This window comes from Xanthomonas floridensis, from assembly GCF_001642575.1.
GTDB lineage: Bacteria > Pseudomonadota > Gammaproteobacteria > Xanthomonadales > Xanthomonadaceae > Xanthomonas > Xanthomonas floridensis.
On the sequence record NZ_LXNG01000023.1, the window covers coordinates 113,972 to 133,963 of the forward strand.

A 19,992-nucleotide genomic window follows, 5' to 3' on the forward strand; every position below is an offset into this window, starting at 1 on the left:
TGCCGGAAGTCATGCATGCGCCTGCCCGCGCCTTCGGGCCAGCGGCCGATCCGGCGGCGCACGGGTGACGGCAGCATGCGTCGGGCGCTGCGTGTCGGCCCATCGCCGGGACGGGTGCCGGCCGCCGAGCACGCGCCGGGTCGCCGCTTCAGGCCACGCATGTAATAATCCGACGCAGATCCGATTTCGGGTCGAGAGCGTTACCCCACGGAGTCCTAATGTCGATCGTCATCCGCGACGTGCGCGAGCACGAGCTCGATTCCGTCCTGGCCCTGAACAACAATGCCGGACTGGCGATCCTGCCGCTGGATTCAACCAAGCTGCAACGGTTCTACGCCCAGGCCGAATATTTCCGCGTCGCCGAGCGCGACGGCAACCTGGCCGGGTTCCTGGTCGGGTTCGGCAGCGGCAGTGCCCATGACAGCAGCAATTTCGCCTGGTTCCGGGACCGTCATCCGGAATTCTTCTATATCGACCGCATCGTGGTTGCCAGCCGCCGTCGCGGCGGCGGCGTCGGGCGGGCGTTCTACGCCGACGTGCAGAGCTATACCGAGCTGCGTTACCCGCAACTGGCCTGCGAGGTGTTCCTGGACCATGGCGCCGACGCGGCGCTGCTCTTCCATGGCAGCTTCGGTTTCCGCGAAGTGGGCCAGAACACCATGCCGGACGTGGACGTGCGCGCCAGCATGCTGATGAAGGACATGTGCAGCTATTCCTGGGTCAAGGAGACCTACGGCGGCAAGTTGCCCGAAGAATTGCCGTGGGTGGGCCGGCCGCGTCATGCCGCTGCCACCGCCAATCCATCGACGGGGACCTGAGGCGTGTCGAGTGTGAATGTGGATTTTGAACAGGCCGGCGAACTGAAGATCGGCCAGGTGGGCATCGCCAATTTGCGCGTGCGCACCCTGGACGTACCGCGGCTGGTACAGGAAATGCGTGAGCGCGTGACCCGCGCGCCCAAGCTGTTCGGACGTGCGGCGGTGATTCTGGATTTCGGCGGGCTGTCGCAGGTGCCGGACATGGCCACCGCCAAGGCGCTGCTGGATGGCCTGCGCGATGCCGGCGTGCTGCCGGTGGCGCTGGCCTACGGCACCAGCGAGATCGACCTGCTGTCGCAGCAACTCGGTGTGCCGTTGCTGGCCAAGTTCCGTGCCCAGTACGAGCCGACCGCGGTCAGCCCACCGCCACCGCCACCGCCCCCTGCGCGCGCCGAACCGGCGCCGCCGGCCGCGCGCCCGGCACCTGGCCGCATGCAACGCACCGCGGTGCGCTCGGGCCAGCAGCTGTATGCGGAACACTGCGACCTGACCGTACTCAATACGGTGGGCGCCGGGGCGGAGGTCATCGCCGACGGCAGCATCCATATCTACGGTACCCTGCGTGGCCGCGCTTTGGCCGGCGCGCAGGGCAACCCGGACGCGCGCATCTTCTGCCGCGACTTCCACGCCGAACTGGTCGCCATCGCTGGCCACTACAAGGTGCTGGACGATGTTCCCATGGACCTGCGTGGCAAGGCCGTCCAGGTCTGGCTGGAGCAGGATCAGATCAAGATCGCTGCGCTTGATTGACGCGGCCCAACCACAGAAATATTCGGAGAAATCCTTTGGCTGAAATCATCGTAGTCACCTCCGGCAAGGGCGGCGTCGGCAAGACCACCACCAGCGCGAGCCTGGCCTGCGGGCTGGCGCGGCGCGGCAAGAAGGTCGCCGTCATCGACTTCGACGTCGGCCTGCGCAACCTGGACCTGATCATGGGCTGCGAGCGGCGCGTGGTGTACGACTTCGTCAACGTCGTGCACGGCGAGGCCACGCTCAAGCAGTCGCTGATCAAGGACAAGCGCTTCGACAACCTGTACGTGCTGGCGGCCTCGCAGACCCGCGACAAGGACGCATTGACCCAGGAAGGCGTGGAGAAGGTGCTCAAGGACCTTGCCGCCGACGGCTTCGACTACATCGTCTGCGACTCGCCGGCCGGTATCGAAAAAGGCGCGTTCCTGGCGATGTACTTCGCCGACCGCGCGGTGGTGGTGGTGAACCCGGAAGTGTCCTCGGTGCGCGACTCCGACCGCATCATCGGCCTGCTCGATTCCAAGACCCGCAAGGCCGAGGAAGGCAAGACGGTGCCGGCGTTCCTGCTGCTGACCCGCTACAGCCCGGGCCGCGTGGAAGGCGGCGAGATGCTCAGCATCACCGATGTGGAAGAAGTGCTGGGCCTGAAGGCGATCGGCGTCATTCCCGAATCCGGCGATGTGCTCAACGCCTCCAACAAGGGCGAGCCGGTGATCCTGGATGCCGAGTCCCCGGCCGGCCAGGCGTATGACGACGCAGTCGCCCGCATCATGGGCGAGGAGCGCCCGATGCGATTCACATCCGTGGAGAAGAAAGGCTTCTTCAGCAAGCTGTTCGGAGGGTAAGCATGGGCCTGCTCGATTTTCTCAAGAGCAAGAAGAACACCGCCGAGACGGCCAAGAACCGCCTGCAGATCATCATTGCGCAGGAGCGCAACCACCGCGGCGGGCCGGATTACCTGCCGCTGATGCAGCGCGAATTGCTGGAAGTGATCAAGAAGTACGTCAACATCGACGCCGATGCGGTGCGGGTTGACCTGGTCAAGGACGGCGAGCACGACGTGCTGGATATTTCGGTCGCGCTGCCGGAAGACGGCGACAAGTAAGCGCGGCCATGGATGCCGGCGCGTCCTTTGCACAAGCAGGCGCGCTGCGTGGCAACGGCCACGCCATCCCTCCCGACGGTACCGTGGCAGCACGGTGCCGTTTTGGTTTCTGCCCACTGCGCGCTTGCCGCGCACCTGACCATGAGCCACTGAGCGTGACCCCTCATCCTCATTCCGCCCCCGACACGTCCGGCGTGCTGCGCGTGGCCGATATCGGCCTGGATGCACCGGCCGCCCTGCTCGCCCGCTACGGGCTGCGCCTGCATCGGGTGGCTGCCGGCGCGGCAATACCGGGCAGTTTCTGGGGCGAACCGGAGGCCGGCATCATCGGTTGCGATGTGTATGTGCGCGACGACACGCCGGTGCATTCGATGCTGCACGAGGCCGGACATCTGATCGTACTACCTGCCGACAAACGTGCCGCAGTGCATACCGACGCCACCGATTCGGTGGATGAAGAAGACGCCACCTGTTACCTGCAAATCCTGCTGGCCGCGCAATTGCCCGGCGTGGGCAGCGCACGGCTGATGGCCGACATGGATGCCTGGGGGTATACCTATCGCCTGGGCTCTACCCGCGCCTGGTTCGAGCAGGATGCGGAAAACGCGCGCAGCTGGCTGGATGCGCGTGGGTTGCTGCCAGCCTAAGAGCGGCGACCGGCACAGCGCCGTCAGCGGCTGTCGGCGCGGTCTGGACGGCGAACAGGACCCGCATGGCCCTGCCGATACCGATTGATAGCCACTCTATGTCGCCCCAGATTCGCTCGTGGCGGTCGCACCGGACAGGTCCAGCGTTGCCACGGTGCCCTGCCCCGCATCGGACTCGAGTTGCAGGTGCCAGCCCAGGTGCTCGCAGAGCCGGCCGATCAGTTCCAGGCCGATGCCGTTGCCCTGCCGTGCATTGCCGCGCGCCAGTCGCGCGTAGATGGCGCTGATTTCCTCCGGCGTCATTCCATGCCCCGGGTCGGCGATGCGCACCACGCCCGGCGCGGTCAGGCCGACGCGGATGACGCCGCGGTCGCTGTTCTCGATTGCGTTACGCAGCAAGTTGCCGATGGCGGTCTGCACGATGGCCACCGGCGCGGTCAGGGTGCACGACGGGAGCGGATCGATGACCACCTGCAAGTCCTTGTCGGCACATAGATGCGCATGGTCGGCAACGATCTCCGGCAGCAGTTGATCCAGCCGCACGGCATCGCTGCTGCGCACCAACCGCCCCGGATCCTTTGCAAGCACCAGCAGCAAGGTGATCAGCTGCTCCACCGAAGCGCTGGTCTGCGCGATGCGCCTGAGCTGGTGGCGCACCGCCGGCGGCGTGCCCGGCTGTTCCAGCGCCAGTTCCACCGCATTGCCGATCACCGCGATCGGCGTGCGCAACTCGTGGCTGGCGCTATCGATGAAGGCGCGTTCGCGCTCGACGAATTGGCTGTTGCGCTCCAGGTAGTCGTTGAGCGCATCGGCGATGACGTAGAGCTCGGCACTCCCCTGCGCGCCCACGGTGATCTGCTGCGCACGCCGCCCAGGACGCAATGCGCCGATGTCGCGGGCCAGCTCCACCAGCGGGTGCACCAGCCGCGCCATCGCGTAGGTGCCCATCAGCAAGGTGATGCCGATCAACGCGACCCCGGCCGCCAGCATCCAGCGGGTGAGAAATTTCTCCAGCGCCTCGAAATCGGTGATGTCCAGCACCAGCGCCAGGCGGCCTGCCTGCGGCGTGTCGCGCACCATCACCGCGCTCTGGCGGCCGGCGATATCCAGCTCGTCATGCAGGCCCGGGTGCAGCGTGCGCAGCACCGGCGGCACGCCGGCCGAGCCATCGATGCGGTACAGCCGCAAGGTGTCCGAGTCTTGCCAGTGGTAGTCCGGATTGCGCGCACTGCGCTCCAGGATGCTGTCCAGTTCGGAATTCAACAGCGAGCGCCACACGCCGTGTTCGGCACGCTCGTGCAGATACTGCGCAGTGCCGAACACCGCCAGGGTCATCAGCAAGGTATAGCCGAACAGCCACAGCATGACCCGGCGGCCCAGCGGGCGCTGCTTAGCCATCGACGCACTCGTTGCCTGCCGCTTCGCCAGCGGCATCCAGCTCCGCCAGGCGATAGCCGAGCCGCGGCAGGGTGTGGATCAACTTCTGCGCGAACGGACCATCCACGCTGCGGCGCAGTTCGTAAATATGCGAACGCAGCATGTCGCCATCGGGCGGGTCGTCGCCCCAGAGCGCCTGCTCCAGGCGTTGCCGGGTGACCGCTGCCGGGCTGGCCTGCATCAGCACTTCCAGCAACTTGCGGCAGGCCGGATACAGATGCAGCACCTGGCCGGACCGGGTAGCTTCCAGGGTGGCCAGGTCCAGCCGCAGGTCGGCCACCTGCAGTAATTTGCCGCGGCGCCGACCATGCGCACGCGCGAGCAAGGCGTCGATGCGCACTTCCAGCTCGGGCAGCGCGAACGGCTTGGTCAGGTAATCGTCGGCCCCGGCGCGAAAGCCGGCAATCTTGTCGGGCAATTCGTCGCGCGCAGTGAGCATGATCACCGGCAGTTCGGAGTGATGCTGCTCGCGCAGGCGGCGCAACACCTCCGGGCCGTCCATGCGCGGCATCATCCAGTCCAGCACCAGCACGTCGTACTGCTGGGTGGTGGCCAGGTGCAGGCCGGTGATGCCGTCCGGCGCGGCGTCCAGGGTGTGGCCGCGGGCTTCAAAATAATCGAACAGATTGGCAACCATGTTGCGGTTATCTTCGATGACCAGCAGCCGCATGCGCGCGATTCCAGAACGGTCCGACAGGGACGCTGTGCGCATCCTACCCGAGGCCAGCCGAACCCGACCGCCCCGGGCGCTCCGCGCGCGTGCCGGCAAGGTGTCCGACAAATTTCCGACAAGGGTGCCGGCTATCGTTTCGCCCCTTTTCATCAGGGCGTGCGCGTGTCGCCTGCCACCTCTGCCTTCCTGCCCCGCCGCCCCGCGCTGCTGGTCGCATTCCTGCTGATCCTTGTCAGCCTGCTGGCCGGCCTGGGGCTGCGCCAACCCAATCCGCCGGATGAGCCGCGCTTCGTGCTGGCTGCGCGCACCATGGTCGAAAGCGGCCAGTGGTTGCTGCCGCACCGTGGCAGCGAGCTGTACGCGGAAAAGCCGCCGGTGTTCATGTGGCTGCAGGCAGCAACCTATGAGCTGGTGCCACACTGGACGGTGGCGTTTCTGTTGCCCTCGCTGCTGGCCGCACTGGCCACGCTGTGGCTGACCTGGGATCTGACGCGCCGGCTGTGGAACCGGCGCGTGGCTGGCTATGCGGTGCTGGCCTTGTTCGCGGTGCTGCAGTTCGGCCTGATGGCCAAGCGTGCGCAGATCGACATGGTGCTGGTGGCGCTGACCACGCTGGCGTTGTGGGGCATGCTGCGGCATCTGCTGCGCGGCCCAGATTGGCGCGCGTGGTCACTGGGCCTGTTCGCCGCCGGCGTCGGCACGGTCACCAAGGGCGTGGGCTTCTTACCGCTGCTGGTGTTGCTGCCGTGGATGGCGCTGCCGCGCAGGCAGTGGAGCGTGCTGCCTGCGCGCGCGCAGGCCGGCCGCACCTGGTTGCTGGTACTGCCGGCGTTCTTGGCCGGCACCGCGGTGTGGCTGGGGCCGTTGGGCATCGCGCTGTTGCATAGCCAGGACCCGCAGTTGCATGCCTACGCGCACGAGTTGCTGTTCAAGCAGACCGGAACCCGCTACGCGCACGCCTGGCATCACGTCAAACCGGCCTGGTACTACCTGCAGGTGATTGCCACCTTGTGGCTGCCGGGCTGCCTGTTGCTGCCCTGGCTGTTGCCGGCGTGGTGGCGCCGGTTGCGCCGCGGCGATCCGCGCTATGTGTTGCTGCTGGCGTGGAGCGTGCTGGTCCTGCTGTTCTTCAGCGCCAGCCCGGGCAAGCGCGAGGTCTATATCTTTCCGATGCTGCCCGCGCTGTGCATGGCGGCAGCGCCGTTGCTGGCCGGGCTGTTGCGCAGGCGCGGCGTGCGCGCGGTGCTCACCGGCTACGTGGTGGTGCTGGCGCTCGCCGGGCTGGTGCTGGGCGGCGGGATCGCGCTGCATCTGCCCTGGGCGGAAACCACTGCCTTGAAACGCGGGATGGAACTTGCCTCGCTGCAGTCGGTGGGATTCTGGCTCCTCGGCCTGGGCGTGATCGGTGCCGGCGCGGTGGTCTGGTCGCGCGGCAAGCGTGCCGGGATGGCAGTGGTGGCGATGACCGCCGCGCTATGGATGGTCTATGGCCTGGGCCTGATGCCGGCGCTGGATCCGTACAGTTCCTCTGCACGGCTGATGCAACGCGTCGGGCAGCGCATCGGGCCCGATGCCGAACTCGGCATGCTGGCCTGGCGCGAGCAGAACCTGCTGCAGGCCGACCGGCCGGTGACCGACTTCGGCTTCAAGGCGAGTTGGCAGGCGCAGTGGGCCAAGGCTGGCCCGTGGCTGGCGCAAGCGCCGGAGAAGCGCTGGCTGTTCGTGCTCAAGCAGGCGGTACCGGCCTGCATCGATCCGGCGCAACGCATCGACATCGGCGAATCCAATCGCAATCAATGGCAGCTGATGCCGGGCACGGCGTGGCATGCCGGGTGCAAGGGCAATGCGTCCGACACCGAACAAGCCGGCGGCGACAGCGACGCAGACTGAACGCCAGGTGTTGGGTTAACGCCTGAGCAACTCCGGTCCGACCGCTCTCCGACATCCGGGTTTCGAAGATGCCGGGCATTGACACAGGCCCACGCTTCGATGACCACGCTCCCGGTTTTTTCGCCTGCCCTGGCACGCACCGCCATCATTGCGCACACGCGCTTTCTCGCCCGCCATCTGTGGATGCCCCTGGCAGGCGTGCTGGTGGCCAGTGCCTTGCTGATGGGCGCCGGTGGCGACCAATGGGTGGCCGACGCGTTGTATCGGCTGGAAGGCGGGCATTGGCTGCTCAAGGACCATTGGGTCACCAGCGGCGTGGTGCATCGCGTCGGCAAATGGTTGAGTACGGCAGCCGGCGTCAGCGTGGTGATCCTGGCCGTGGCGGCGTGGTGCAAGCCGCGCCTGCGCGTGCTGCGCTGGCCACTCACGTATCTGGGTGCCTCGATTGCACTGTCGACCTCGCTGGTCTCGCTACTCAAGTCGTGGACCGCGATGGATTGCCCATGGGACCTGAGCCGCTATGGCGGTACGCAAGCGATGATTGGGCTGTTCGAATCACGCCACGGCATGGCTGCGTCCGGTTGCTTTCCTGCAGGTCACGCGAGTGCCGGTTACGCGTGGGTGGCGCTGTATTTCTGTGCGCTGGCCCTGCGTCCTGCATGGCGCTTGCCCGGCTTGTTCATCGGTCTGGCGGCAGGTCTCACTTTTGGTGTTGCGCAACAACTGCGCGGCGCGCATTTTCTGTCGCACGACCTGTGGTCGCTGGCGGTGTGCTGGTTCACCGCACTCACCCTGTACTGCGTGATGCTGGCTCGGCCACGCGGCGTGCTTAGTTCGATGTTGCCATCGGGGGATGCAGCATGAGTACCTGGCTACCGGAACCGCGCGGGCGGATCAGCTCGCGTGCGCTGACGTGGAGCATTCGCCCCACGGTGTCCACCGAGACACTGATCCTGCTATCGAGCCTGTTCTTTGCGCTGGTATGCAACCAGTTGTTCTGGCGCACGGCGATGGCTACGCATCCGGGAAGTCTTGGATTTGCGCTTTCGCTGATGGCGTTGCTGGTCGCAGTGCATGCGTTGCTGCTGGGGCTGCTGGTCTGGCGCTGGAACGCCAAACCACTGCTGACATTGTTGCTGTTCACCACCGCGTTGGCCGCGCACTACATGGACAGCTACAACGTCTATCTGGATGCGGACATGCTGCGCAACGTGCTGCATACCGATCACAAGGAATCGCGCGAGCTGCTCACACCCGGCCTGATTGTTCCGCTGCTGTGCTATTTCCTGATTCCGACCGCGCTGCTGTGGCGCATCCGCCTGCGCGTGCGCAGCGTCGGCAAGTCGCTGCTGTGGCGGGGCGGCTTCCTGCTGGCGGTGGCCGTAGTGGGTGCAGGCGGTGCCATGTTGTCGTTCCAGGACATCTCCGCCCTGATGCGCAATCACCGCGAGGTGCGCTACCTGGCCACGCCGATCAATTACATCGTCGCGCTGCGCCAGAACCTGAAGTCCGAGTCACCGATCAAGCACGCACCCAAGCAGCCGGTTGAACACGATGCCATGGCCACCCCGCGCGCGGCAGGTAGCCGCCCGCGCCTGTTGCTGGTAGTGCTGGGCGAAACCGCGCGTGCGCAGAACTGGGGCCTCAATGGCTATGCGCGGCAGACCACGCCGGAGCTGGCGCAGGCCGGAGTGATCAATTTTCCGGACATGCACTCCTGCGGTACCAGCACCGAGGTCTCGGTGCCTTGCATGTTCTCGCCGTTCGGCCGCCGCGATTACAACGAAGACAAGATCCGTGGCCACCAGTCGCTGCTGCACGTGCTCGAGCACGCCGGCATTTCGACCCTGTGGCGCGACAACCAATCCGGTTGCAAAGGCGTCTGCGATGGCCTGCAACTGCAGAAACTCGATGACGCCACCACGCCGGGGCTGTGCGCCGATGGCCGATGCATGGACGAAATCCTGTTGAGCGACCTGGCCGTGCAGGTGCGCGCCAGGCCGGGCGATCGCGTGGTGGTGCTGCATCAACTCGGTAGCCACGGCCCCAGCTATTTCGAACGCTACCCGACGCAATTCGAACGCTACAAACCGGTCTGCAAGACCGCCGACCTGGGCAGCTGCAGCCGCCAGGACATCGTCAACGCCTACGACAATTCCATCAGCTATACCGATCATTTTCTCAGTCAGGCCATCCATACATTGCGCGGCCTGCCCGACTACGACACCGCCATGATCTATCTCTCCGATCACGGCGAATCGCTGGGCGAAAAAGGCCTGTACCTGCATGGCGTGCCGTACGCCATTGCGCCGAAAGAGCAGACCCACGTGCCGATGGTGATGTGGTTCTCGCCCGAATTCGCGCGCGACCGCGGCCTGGACGAGACCTGCCTGCGTCACCGTGCCGGCCAGTACACCGACCAGGACGCGCTGTTCCCCTCGGTGCTGGGCCTGATGCAGGTCAGGACCAGCATCTATGCGCGCGAGCGCGATGTGTTCGCGCAATGCACGACGAAGTCCGGCTGACAAGGCGATACCGCGAGCGTGCCGGAAGCGTTAGGGAGGGAGACATGCCGCGATCCCGGCGGCGGTCCGCTCCCGGGATCGCGCAGCCCTGCGGGCTACGACTTTCCGAACCGACCTGCATAGCGACAACGCGCTTGCCGGGTCGCCGCTACCGTGCCTGAAACAGTTGTACTGCTTGCCCTGACGCTTGGCGCGCTCTAGCCTTTGCCCGGACTTCACCGCAAGGACCACCCGTGAATCCTCGTCTACTGTTGCTGGCACTGGCCGTGGCCGCCGGCACCGTATCGCTGTCGGCCTGCCGCCGGGACGCCGCACCGCCAAGCACACCCGCTGCAACCAAACCCGTGCCCGCCGAAAGCGCCGATGCCTTCGTTGCGCGCATCAATGCCGAATACAAGGCCGCCTATCCGGAGGTCACCGCCGCGCAGTGGCTGTCGTCGACCTACATCAATGGCGATTCGCAGCTGCTGGCGGCCAAGGCCAACGAGCGCTCGCTGGCGCAACTGGATCGCTGGATCGAACAATCCAAGCGCTATGTCGGCACGCCGATGTCCGCCGACAGCGCACGCGCACTGCAGCTGCTCAAACTGATGAGCGCCCTGCCCGCACCGCGCGACCCGGCCAAGCTGGCCGAACTCACCCGCATCGCCGCCAAGATGGAAGGCGACTACGGCGCGGGAAGCTACTGCGTGGGCGATGGCGAACAACGCCGCTGCCGCCAACTCGGCGAGCTGGAACAGGTAATGGCCAGCAGCCGCGACTACAACGAACAACTCGATGCCTGGCAGGGCTGGCATGGCACCACGCAGCCGATGCGCAAGGACTACCAGCGCTTTGTCGAGCTGGCCAACGAAGGCGCGCGCGGCCTGGGCTTTGCCGATGTCGGGGTGATGTGGCGCAGTGGCTACGACATGCCGCCGGCGCAACTGGCGAGCGAAACCGATCGGCTGTGGGAACAGGTCAAACCGCTGTACGCGCAGCTGCAATGCTACGCGCGCGGCAAGCTGGATACCCAGTACGGCAAGGACAAGGGCGAGCTGCCAGGCGGGCTGTTGCCCGCGCACCTGATGGGCAATATGTGGCAGCAGGACTGGAGCAACCTGTGGGATCTGCTGCAGCCCTACCCCGGTGCCGGCGATCTGGATATCACCTCCGCCCTGGAAAAACAGTACCAGGGCAATCTGAGCGCAGTGCTGGCACGCAACACCGGTGGCGATGGCGGTAGCGCCGCACGCTTCAACGCCGAGCGCGAGGCACAGCTGCGCACTGCCAAGCAGATGACCGAGCGCGCGCAGGAGTTCTACACCTCGCTGGGCATGCCCAAGCTGCCGGATACCTATTGGCAGCGCTCGCAGTTCATCAAGCCGCTGGACCGCGACGTGGTCTGTCATGCCAGCGCCTGGGACATGAACATGGGCGGCGAGCCGAATCAGAACATCGGTGCCGATGTGCGTACCAAGATGTGCATCAAGCCCACCGAAGAAGACTTCACCACCATCTATCACGAGCTCGGCCACATCTATTACGACCTGGCCTACAACCCGCTGCCGCCGCTGTTCCAGAACGGCGCCAACGACGGCTTCCACGAAGCGATCGGCGACACCATCGTGCTGGCGATGACGCCGAAGTATCTGCAGTCGATCGGTCTGGTGGGCGAGCAGCAAGCCGGCCGCGAAGCATTGATCAACTCGCAGATGCGCATGGCCTTGAGCAAGGTGGCATTCCTGCCATTCGGCCTGATGATCGACCGCTGGCGCTGGGGCGTGTTCGATGGTTCGATCACGCCGGAGCACTACAACCAGGCCTGGTGGGACCTGAAGGCCAAGTACCAGGGCGTGGCGCCGGTCAGCGCGCGCGGCGAGGAGTTCTTCGATCCCGGCGCCAAATACCATGTTCCGGGCAATACGCCCTATACGCGGTACTTCCTTGCGCACATTCTGCAATTCCAGTTCTACAAGGGCCTGTGCCAGGCGGCCGGCCACCAGGGCCCGCTGTACGAGTGCAGCTTCTACGGCAACAAGGATGCAGGACAAAAATTCTGGTCGATGTTGCAACGCGGCTCCAGCCAACCATGGCAGACCACGCTGAAGGAACTCACCGGCAGCGAGAAACTCGACGCCGGCCCGATGCTGGAGTATTTCGCACCGATGAGCGAATGGCTCAAGCAGCAGAACCAGGGGCAGATGTGCGGGTGGCAGTCGGCGTCTGCGCCTGCTGCCGCAAGCGACGCGTCGGCGCCTGCAGCGCCGCAGTGACGCGCCGCTCTCGCTGCGGCATGCGGCAGCCATCCCTCAGGTTGCCGCATAACATTCCGTTGATAAACGCCTAAAACGCCGGCGATATACTGCGCGCCCGCTGCACAGGCGCAGCATGCAGGAAGCATCTTGATGAGCAACGCCTCCACCGGCCCGAACGCGCCCGATGCAGACCGCAACACGCAGTCCATCGATGATGCGAATGATCGTGCGTTCGATCCAACCTACAGCAGCTCCAACAGCGAATACGCCGCAACGATGGGAAGCGGCACGGTCTCTGCCACCCCTGCAGAGCAGTCGGCCAAGTATTCGCAGACCAGCGAGCAGAGCAGCGGCAGCCCGACGCAGCCACTGGGCGAAACCAGCCTGCGTCGCGGCGGCTCGCTGAGCGCAGGCATTCTCAGCGATGCCGACGCAAAAACCACCACCTTCAGCCTTGAAGCCGACGCGCACACCGGACAGCAACAAAGCCTGCAGTCCAAGCTCGGCGACAGCAAGCTGAGCATCGAGGCCGGTGCCAATGCCGGGCAGCGCATGCGCTACGTCCTGACGCTGCCCGGTGTCGATCAACCGTTTGAGGCCGCCAGACAGGTCAATCCACTGCAGCCTGAGAGTCTGCCGATCGGTGCACGCGCGGTAATGGACACTCAAACGTTCGTGCAGCGCGAATCCTCGGCGAGCCTGCGCTCGCTGACCGCGCAAAGCGAGACCACCGAAGCCAGCGGCCGCAGCTACATGATTGAACGCGTCGACGATCGCCACGTGCGCGTGGTGACCGGGCCAAACACGGCCATCGAGGCGGTGAATGCGCTTGGCGTCAAGGCCGGACCGGCGCAGGCCCTGCTCGGACGCGCCGACTCCCTGGGCCAGTCGCAGGTACACAGCGCGCAGTTCGACCTGGCCGATCCGCGCGCACGCGCGGCGATGAGCGAATTCGTGCGCGAGGGCAGGCTTGCAGCGGACGTGCCCGGCGTCGATGAGATGCAGACGCTGGAGCGGATCAATTTCAGCTCGCAGCAGCGTCTGCAGCTGGAACTGGGCCCGCTCAGCGCCGATGTCGCCGGCAACCGCAACCAAGGCAGCCAGGTGCGCATCAGCACGCCGGGCCAGGAGGGCTACACCCTGGTGCAGCAGCTGCAATACGGCGACAACGTGCCGCTGACGATCGTGCGCCAGTACGACGGTAATCAGACCGAACGCGTGGAGCAGCGCAGCTACCGTTTCGAGATCGATGGCGACGTGGCCGCGCCGGGCTTGTTGCAGCGCCTGGGCGGGCGCAACGAGGCCAGCGAGGAAAAAGCGATCGCGCAGACCCTCAACAGCGCGTTGCGCGGCGAGATGACGGGTACCGGCGGAATCGCGCCAGGACAGAAGACCACGCTGGAATTGAACGAGGCGCAGATGCAGGCGCTGCTGGAACAGACCCGCGCCAGCGTCGACGCCAGCAAGATCGGCGGCAGCACGCTGACCTCGCTGGTGGGTGACCGCAATGCCGCGACGCAGTCGCCCGAGCAGTTTGCGATCGCGATGGCCCGCAACGTAGGTGGATCGCCTTATGCGTTCGCCGAACGGCTGCAGCACATCGCCGACGGTGCGGACGGAAACTACGACGGCCAGCTGCAGCGTATCGATGCCACCGTACTGCCGCGGCCGACCGACGCCGCCGCGGCGCTCCCGGACCCGCGCGATGCAACGCACCCGGATCACGCCCTGCTGCAGCAATGCACTGCGGCAGTGGAGCGCCTGCAAGCGGCACCGGGCCCGGCAGCCGGGATGGACAGCGAACGCCTGGCCTTGGGCTCGGTGGTGGCCGCACGCGAGAATGGCTTGCAGCGGGTCGATCACGTGCTGCTCGGCAACGATCCTGCGCGTGGCTTCGTGGTGCAGGGCGCACTCGACTCGCCCGCGCATCTGCGGGGCAGCTTTGATGCCAAGGCTGTGCAGGAGGCGCCTGTGGCGGCCAGCTTGCAGCGCCTGCAGGCGCTGGACCACGGCCTGGAACCCGGTACGGAGCGCGATGCCGCGACGCAGGCGCAGCAGACTCAGCAGGAAACGCAACGACAGGGACAGGCGCGCTGAGAACACGCGCCACGGGGTCGCAGCTGAATTTCCATTAGCAGAGTTCGATCACAGGGATGGCCAACCACGGTGTTGGCCGCGTGCACTGGATCGGGAACGATGGTCGGCTGGTCAGCCGGTGACGCCGCGCCTCGCCCCTGAAAAGCGCTACCTGTGCAGCAGATCTGAGGAGCGCCTGCTGCACACCCTGGCAGCAGGCGCGGCAAGCCTGTGATCGGCCCTGAACGCTGCGCATCTCATGCGCCCGCGACGGCACGCAGAAGAGTGACTCAATTGAGCTTGGCACCTGCCTGCAAGCGCTCGCTCAATTTGGTCTTGAACTGCTCGAACTCCATGCCGTCGGCCTGGGCTTCGGCATGCGCGGCGTCCTTGAGCGCGTCCGAATAGGTCAGCCGCACCGGCGTGCCCTGGCGTTCGTGCAACTCGGCCGCGCGCATGATCAAGGCCAGCACCTGCGCGGCGCTGGTGCTCTCACCGGCAATACGGCCGTCCATACCCAATACCCATTCACCGTCGCGGCGGACGATGCCGGCCAGCAGGGTGCGTTGCTGGTCGCGGAGTTCGGCGTGCGGCTCGATCGGGGAGACCGGCGCGGGATTGGCGGCAGCCTGGTTGCGCTGGCGCTCGGCGGCGCGTTTGCGGGCATCACGGCGCAGCTTGGAATCGGTGGACATGCAGGCTCCTGTCAGGTCAAAGGTGGTCGGCCGGTTCCAGCGGGACCGCCTCGGTCGCCTGGCGGCGACGCAGGCGGCGGCCGCTGCGGCGCTCCCAGCGCCAGAATAGCCAGCCCAGCAAGAAAAAACCGGTCATCCCGATCGCCAGATGCCGCGGATGTTCGCTCAGCAGCGGCGACAGCACCCCGGCCACCAGCGTGTTGGTCATCAATTGGGTGAAGGCCTGCAGCGAGGACGCCAGGCCGCGCTGGTGCGGGTACATGTCCAGCACCGCCAGCGCCAGGATCGGGAAAATCAACGCCATGCCCACGCCGGCCAGGAAGATCGGCAGCACCGCCCATGGCAGGGCGATCTGCGCCACCGTCATGGTGTAGCCCAGGTTGGCCAACGCGGCCACGCCGCAGCAGATGAACCCGATGCGGATCTGCCGCACCGGCTCCATCCGTCCGGCCATGCGCCCGGACAGAAACGAGCCAAGCGTCATGCCGCCGATGGTGGGGATGAACAGCCAGGCAAAGTCGCCCTCGCCTAACCGCAGGTGCTGCATGATCAGCACCGGCGCCGAAGCGATGTACAGGAAGATGCCGGCGAAATTGAACGCCCCGGCCGCAGCCAGCCGCTGGAACCGCGGATTGAAGCCGATCCGCACGTAGTCCTGCAGCAGGCGCTTGAACTGCAGCGGGGTGCGCGCCTCCACCGGATGGGTTTCCGGCAGCCAGACCAGGGTGGCCACCAACAGCACCAGCCCGAACGCCACCAGGAACCAGAAGATCAGCGGCCAGCCGGCGCCGCTGAGCAGGATCCAGCCGCCGATGATGGGCGCGATGGCCGGCGCAATACCGAAGATCATCGACACCTGGCTCATCAGCCGCTGCGCATCCGGGCCATGGAACAGGTCGCGGATCACTGCCCGCCCGACGATCATGCCCACGCCCGCCGACAGACCCTGCAGCGCGCGGAACGCCAGCAGCGTGGGCAGGTCCTGCGACAGCGCGCAGCCGATCGAGCCGGCGATGAACAGCACCAGCCCACCCAGGATCACCCGCTTGCGGCCCCAGGCGTCGGACAGCGGCCCGTGCGCGATGCTCATCGCCCCGTAAGCCAGCAGATAGACGCTGATCGTTTGCTGGATCGCTACCTGGTCCACTGCCAGGCTGCGGCTGAGCCGCGAGAACGCCGGGAAGATGGTGTCGATGGAAAACGGGCCGAACATCGCCAGCCCGGCCAGCAGCAGCGCCATGCGTCGGGTGGAAGGCGTGGTGGGGGTCATGCAGGGATCCGAAACGTGGTGCATCGGGGGAGGCACGCCGGCACCCGCCTGTCGCAATGCCGGGATGAGCACAAGGACGCCGATGATAGGCGCTTGCGGTGCCAAGGTTAAGCAAACGCGAGTGCGGTCCCGGATCAGGGCCGCGCCTGCCGGCCCGCCCCACGGCGCGCAGCCACGCTATAATCGCCCCGGCAACACGGTGGGAGAAGCGGCACTGCCGCTGCCGAAGGCGCAACAGCCCGTAATCGCTCAGGCCCGATACCATCTTCAACACAACTCTGGAGAGACCGGCCGATGCCGGCGCCGAAGGGGCACGGAACGCAGGCAGGCCCAGCGCCAGGCCGCGTTTTTAAACTCTCAGGCAAAAGGACAGAGGGGCGCGAGGAAGACTGTCGCTGCGACAGGAGGTGATGCGCTGCGCGCGTCACGCCGGTCCGGTGGCTGTCAACCATTCGTCTGCCCCCTGCCCCGGATGCCTGCCATGTCCCAGACCACGTCTTCCCTGCGCGACCTCGAACACCACAGCGCGTTCGTCGAACGCCATATCGGCCCCAACGACGCAGAAATCGCGCAGATGCTGGAGGTGGTCGGCCACGCCTCGCTGGATGTGCTGACCGACGCCATCGTGCCGGGCAACATCAAGTCGCCAGCCGCACTCGCGCTGCCCGAGGCGATCACCGAAGAAGAGGCGCTGGCCAAGATCCGCGCCATCGCCAGCAAGAACCAGGTGCAGCGTAGCTTCATCGGCCAGGGCTATTACGGCACGCACACGCCCAAGGTCATTCTGCGCAACATCCTGGAAAACCCGGCCTGGTACACCGCCTACACGCCGTACCAGGCAGAGATCTCGCAGGGCCGCATGGAGGCGTTGATCAACTTCCAGACCCTGTGCGCCGACCTTACCGGCATGCAGATCGCCAACGCCTCGCTGCTGGACGAAGCCACCGCTGCGGCCGAAGCGATGACGCTGGCCAAGCGTTCGGCCAAGTCCAAGTCCGACACCTTCTTCGTGCACGACGCCGTGCATCCGCAAACGCTGGAACTGCTGCGTACCCGCGCCGAGCCGCTGGGCATCGTGTTGCGCGTCGGCACTCCGGACGAAGCGCAGCAGGCCGAATGCTTCGGCGTGCTGCTGCAATACCCGGACAGCTTCGGTCACATCGGCGACCACGCCGCGCTGGCCGATGCGGTGCACGCGCAAGGCGGGCTGGTCGCGGTGGCCACCGATCTGCTCGCACTGACCCTGATCGCCGCGCCCGGCGAATGGGGCGCGGACATCGTGGTCGGCAACTCGCAGCGCTTTGGCGTGCCGTTCGGTTTCGGCGGCCCGCATGCCGCCTTCATGGCTTGCCGCGATGCGTACAAGCGCTCGATGCCGGGCCGGTTGATCGGCGTGTCGATCGATGCTGCCGGCAATCCTGCCTACCGTTTGACGCTGCAGACGCGCGAGCAGCATATCCGCCGCGAAAAGGCCACCTCCAACATCTGCACCGCGCAGGTGCTGCTGGCGGTGATGGCCTCGATGTACGCGGTCTACCACGGCCCCGAGGGTCTGACCCGCATCGCGCGCCGCACCCATCGGCTGGCCGCGATCCTGGCCGCCGCACTGCGCGGCGCCGGCGTGACCGTGGGCGAGCAGTTCTTCGACACCTTGCACGTCAAGGCGATCGATGCCGAGGCCATCCACGCCAAGGCCCGCGCCGCCGGCATCAACCTGCGCGCGATCGACAGCGAAGCGGTCGGCATCAGCCTGGATGAAACCAGCACGCGCGCCGATGTGGTCGCGCTGGCCGCGTTGTTCGGTGCGCAGGCGGACGTGGACGCACTCGATGCCGCCACCGCCGACGCTTTGCCGCACGGCCTGCTGCGCAGCAGCGCGTTCCTGACACACCCGGTGTTCAATACCCACCACAGCGAGCACGAACTGCTGCGCTACATGCGCTCGCTGGCCGACAAGGACCTGGCGATGGATCGCACCATGATCCCGCTGGGCAGCTGCACCATGAAGCTCAACGCCACCGCCGAAATGATCCCGGTGACCTGGCCCGAGTTCGGCGCGATCCATCCGCTGGCCCCGGCCGAGCAGTCGGCCGGCTACGCGCAGCTGATCGACGAGCTGGAAGCGATGCTGGTCGAATGCACCGGCTACGATGCGGTGAGCCTGCAGCCCAATTCCGGTGCGCAGGGCGAATACGCCGGCCTGCTGGCGATCCGCGCCTATCACCGCGCCCGCGGTGAAGCGCATCGCGATATCTGCCTGATTCCCGAATCCGCGCACGGCACCAACCCGGCCTCCGCGCAGATGTGCGGCATGACGGTGGTGGTCACCAAGTGCGATGCCAACGGCAACGTGGACGTGGATGACATCCGCGCCAAGGCGGAAAAGTATTCCGAGCGTCTGGCCGCACTGATGATCACCTACCCATCCACCCACGGCGTGTTCGAAGAAGACGTGGTGGCGATCTGCGAAGCGGTGCATGCGCATGGCGGCCAGGTCTACACCGACGGCGCCAACATGAATGCCCTGGTCGGCGTGGCCAAGCCAGGCAAGTGGGGCTCGGACGTGTCGCATCTGAACCTGCACAAGACCTTCTGCATTCCGCATGGCGGCGGTGGCCCGGGTGTGGGCCCGTGCGCGGTGAAGTCGCATCTGGCGCCATACCTGCCTCGTGCCGGCATCCATGCCGGCGAAGGTCAAACTGCCGCCATCCATGGCGGCGGACTCAACTCCGAAAGCGGGAGTGGACACTCCTCGCGCATCGGCGGCATGGTCAGCGCGGCGGCCTACGGCTCTGCCTCGATCCTGCCGATCAGCTGGATGTACGTGACCATGATGGGCAGTGGCGGGTTGCGCAAGGCGACCCAGGTGGCCCTGCTCAATGCCAACTACATCGCCAAGCGCTTGGCGCCGCACTACAAGACGCTGTACACCGGCCGCAACGGCCTGGTGGCGCACGAGTGCATCCTCGACATCCGCCCGCTGGAGAAGACCAGCGGCATTGGTGCGGAGGATATCGCCAAGCGCCTGATCGACTTCGGCTTCCACGCGCCGACGCTGAGCTTCCCGGTGGCCGGCACCTTGATGGTGGAGCCGACCGAAAGCGAATCGCAGCATGAACTGGACCGCTTCATCGACGCGATGATCCAGATCCGCGAAGAGATTCGCGCCATCGAAGATGGCCGCCTGGACCGCGAGGACAACCCGCTCAAGCACGCCCCGCACACTGCAACCCAGGTGTCGGCCAGCGAGTGGACCCACGCCTACCCGCGCGAACTGGCCGCCTTCCCGCTGCCCAGCCTCAAGCAGCAGAAGTACTGGCCGCCGGTAGGCCGCGTTGACAATGTCTACGGCGACAAGAACGTGATGTGCGCGTGCATCCCGGTGGATGCGTACAAGGACGATGTGGTGGCGTAAGCACCGCAACGCGCTCCTCGCTCGACGCAAACCCGGCCGCGTGCAGCGTGGCCGGGTTTTTTATTGGCATGCCCAGGTGTGCACACAGGCGTTACCGCGCCCCTGAGTCATCGCGTCGCTTGCGATGTCTTGCAGGAGACAGATCGCTACAACTTCTGTGCGCTGAGCTGCCATCAGGGGCCCGCACGCGCCACGCGCGCAAAGATCGCCCAACACGCAGTGAACGCGTGGTTCCTTCGACGGAAGCCGCCGGTGCGCTGATGTGCAACACCGGCGAATATGTGGTGGTGTTCGGCACTGCAATGCTGATGCTGTCGATGATGGGCACGATCAAGCCCTCACCCACGCAGCTTGCAGCGCGACAAAATCGATCCCACCCAACGCTATAGGGGATTCAATCAGCGGTCGAGCTGAGCCTGTCGCCGATCAGGCTGTCCATCGCGACCGTGGCTGG

Annotated in this window: 15 protein-coding genes and 1 riboswitch; of the genes, 11 read left to right on the forward strand and 4 right to left on the reverse strand. The window is 66.1% G+C overall.

Annotation, left to right across the window (positions count from 1 at the left end; genetic code table 11):
• Window positions 1-218 precede the first annotated feature (218 nt).
• From A7D17_RS14075 to A7D17_RS14095, 5 genes are all read left to right on the forward strand, one after another.
• The gene (locus tag A7D17_RS14075) at window positions 219-818 is read left to right on the forward strand and encodes a GNAT family N-acetyltransferase (protein WP_064509647.1); all 600 of its coding nucleotides are present in this window, start codon (window positions 219-221) and stop codon (window positions 816-818) included.
• A 3-nt stretch (window positions 819-821) separates the two neighbouring features.
• A complete protein-coding gene (gene minC / locus A7D17_RS14080; RefSeq protein WP_064509648.1) occupies window positions 822-1,568 on the forward strand; it encodes a septum site-determining protein MinC in 747 nt (248 codons plus the stop codon).
• 35 nt (window positions 1,569-1,603) lie between these two features.
• A complete protein-coding gene (minD, locus tag A7D17_RS14085) occupies window positions 1,604-2,413 on the forward strand; it encodes a septum site-determining protein MinD (protein WP_064509649.1) in 810 nt (269 codons plus the stop codon).
• Between the two features lie 2 nt (window positions 2,414-2,415).
• The gene (gene minE / locus A7D17_RS14090; protein ID WP_003484370.1) at window positions 2,416-2,673 is read left to right on the forward strand and encodes a cell division topological specificity factor MinE; all 258 of its coding nucleotides are present in this window, start codon (window positions 2,416-2,418) and stop codon (window positions 2,671-2,673) included.
• Window positions 2,674-2,828: 155 nt separating this feature from the next.
• Complete coding sequence (locus A7D17_RS14095) at window positions 2,829-3,320, forward strand: hypothetical protein (RefSeq protein WP_095522611.1); 492 nt, start codon at window positions 2,829-2,831, stop codon at window positions 3,318-3,320.
• A 96-nt stretch (window positions 3,321-3,416) separates the two neighbouring features.
• On the opposite strand, the gene A7D17_RS14100 is transcribed toward A7D17_RS14095, so the two are convergent.
• Both A7D17_RS14100 and A7D17_RS14105 read right to left on the reverse strand, forming a co-directional pair.
• Window positions 3,417-4,718 carry an ATP-binding protein gene (locus tag A7D17_RS14100; protein ID WP_082861991.1) on the reverse strand — a complete coding sequence of 434 codons (1,302 nt, stop codon included), beginning with the start codon at window positions 4,716-4,718 and terminating at the stop codon, window positions 3,417-3,419.
• Complete coding sequence (locus tag A7D17_RS14105) at window positions 4,711-5,427, reverse strand: response regulator transcription factor (RefSeq protein WP_064509651.1); 717 nt, start codon at window positions 5,425-5,427, stop codon at window positions 4,711-4,713. Before A7D17_RS14105 ends, A7D17_RS14100 begins: the two co-directional genes overlap by 8 nt.
• 159 nt (window positions 5,428-5,586) lie before the next feature.
• On the opposite strand from A7D17_RS14105, the gene A7D17_RS14110 reads away from it, so the two are divergent.
• The 5 genes from A7D17_RS14110 (at window position 5,587) to A7D17_RS14130 (ending at window position 14,179) form a co-directional block, all read left to right on the forward strand.
• A complete protein-coding gene (locus A7D17_RS14110; RefSeq protein ID WP_064509652.1) occupies window positions 5,587-7,320 on the forward strand; it encodes an ArnT family glycosyltransferase in 1,734 nt (577 codons plus the stop codon).
• Between the two features lie 99 nt (window positions 7,321-7,419).
• Window positions 7,420-8,184 carry a phosphatase PAP2 family protein gene (locus A7D17_RS14115; RefSeq protein ID WP_064509653.1) on the forward strand — a complete coding sequence of 255 codons (765 nt, stop codon included), beginning with the start codon at window positions 7,420-7,422 and terminating at the stop codon, window positions 8,182-8,184.
• On the forward strand, window positions 8,181-9,845 hold the full coding sequence (locus A7D17_RS14120; RefSeq protein WP_064509654.1) for a phosphoethanolamine transferase: 1,665 nt from the start codon (window positions 8,181-8,183) through the stop codon (window positions 9,843-9,845). The genes A7D17_RS14115 and A7D17_RS14120 overlap by 4 nt, the downstream gene beginning before the upstream one ends.
• Window positions 9,846-10,078: 233 nt before the next feature.
• Window positions 10,079-12,100 carry a M2 family metallopeptidase gene (locus A7D17_RS14125; protein ID WP_064509655.1) on the forward strand — a complete coding sequence of 674 codons (2,022 nt, stop codon included), beginning with the start codon at window positions 10,079-10,081 and terminating at the stop codon, window positions 12,098-12,100.
• Window positions 12,101-12,232: 132 nt separating this feature from the next.
• Window positions 12,233-14,179 carry an XVIPCD domain-containing protein gene (locus tag A7D17_RS14130; RefSeq protein ID WP_064509656.1) on the forward strand — a complete coding sequence of 649 codons (1,947 nt, stop codon included), beginning with the start codon at window positions 12,233-12,235 and terminating at the stop codon, window positions 14,177-14,179.
• Window positions 14,180-14,448: 269 nt separating this feature from the next.
• On the opposite strand, the gene A7D17_RS14135 is transcribed toward A7D17_RS14130, so the two are convergent.
• Both A7D17_RS14135 and A7D17_RS14140 read right to left on the reverse strand, forming a co-directional pair.
• Window positions 14,449-14,853 carry a hypothetical protein gene (locus A7D17_RS14135; RefSeq protein ID WP_064509657.1) on the reverse strand — a complete coding sequence of 135 codons (405 nt, stop codon included), beginning with the start codon at window positions 14,851-14,853 and terminating at the stop codon, window positions 14,449-14,451.
• A gap of 16 nt (window positions 14,854-14,869) precedes the next feature.
• On the reverse strand, window positions 14,870-16,123 hold the full coding sequence (locus tag A7D17_RS14140; protein ID WP_064509658.1) for a multidrug effflux MFS transporter: 1,254 nt from the start codon (window positions 16,121-16,123) through the stop codon (window positions 14,870-14,872).
• A gap of 268 nt (window positions 16,124-16,391) precedes the next feature.
• A riboswitch (glycine riboswitch) is annotated at window positions 16,392-16,506 on the forward strand.
• Between the two features lie 98 nt (window positions 16,507-16,604).
• Here A7D17_RS14140 and gcvP point away from each other — a divergent pair.
• Window positions 16,605-19,538: an aminomethyl-transferring glycine dehydrogenase gene (gene gcvP / locus A7D17_RS14145; RefSeq protein ID WP_064509782.1), complete on the forward strand. Its 2,934-nt coding sequence runs from the start codon at window positions 16,605-16,607 to the stop codon at window positions 19,536-19,538.
• The last annotated feature ends 454 nt before the right edge of the window (window positions 19,539-19,992 follow it).

Coding starts and splice junctions, on each gene's coding strand:
- A7D17_RS14100 (WP_082861991.1), bottom strand. CDS start 4,718: ATGGCTAAGCAGCGCCCGCTGGGCCGCCGGGTCATGCTGTGGCTGTTC.
- A7D17_RS14130 (WP_064509656.1), top strand. CDS start 12,233: ATGAGCAACGCCTCCACCGGCCCGAACGCGCCCGATGCAGACCGCAAC.
- A7D17_RS14105 (WP_064509651.1), bottom strand. CDS start 5,427: ATGCGGCTGCTGGTCATCGAAGATAACCGCAACATGGTTGCCAATCTG.
- A7D17_RS14075 (WP_064509647.1), top strand. CDS start 219: ATGTCGATCGTCATCCGCGACGTGCGCGAGCACGAGCTCGATTCCGTC.
- minE (WP_003484370.1), top strand. CDS start 2,416: ATGGGCCTGCTCGATTTTCTCAAGAGCAAGAAGAACACCGCCGAGACG.
- A7D17_RS14120 (WP_064509654.1), top strand. CDS start 8,181: ATGAGTACCTGGCTACCGGAACCGCGCGGGCGGATCAGCTCGCGTGCG.
- A7D17_RS14115 (WP_064509653.1), top strand. CDS start 7,420: ATGACCACGCTCCCGGTTTTTTCGCCTGCCCTGGCACGCACCGCCATC.
- gcvP (WP_064509782.1), top strand. CDS start 16,605: ATGTCCCAGACCACGTCTTCCCTGCGCGACCTCGAACACCACAGCGCG.
- A7D17_RS14135 (WP_064509657.1), bottom strand. CDS start 14,853: ATGTCCACCGATTCCAAGCTGCGCCGTGATGCCCGCAAACGCGCCGCC.
- A7D17_RS14140 (WP_064509658.1), bottom strand. CDS start 16,123: ATGACCCCCACCACGCCTTCCACCCGACGCATGGCGCTGCTGCTGGCC.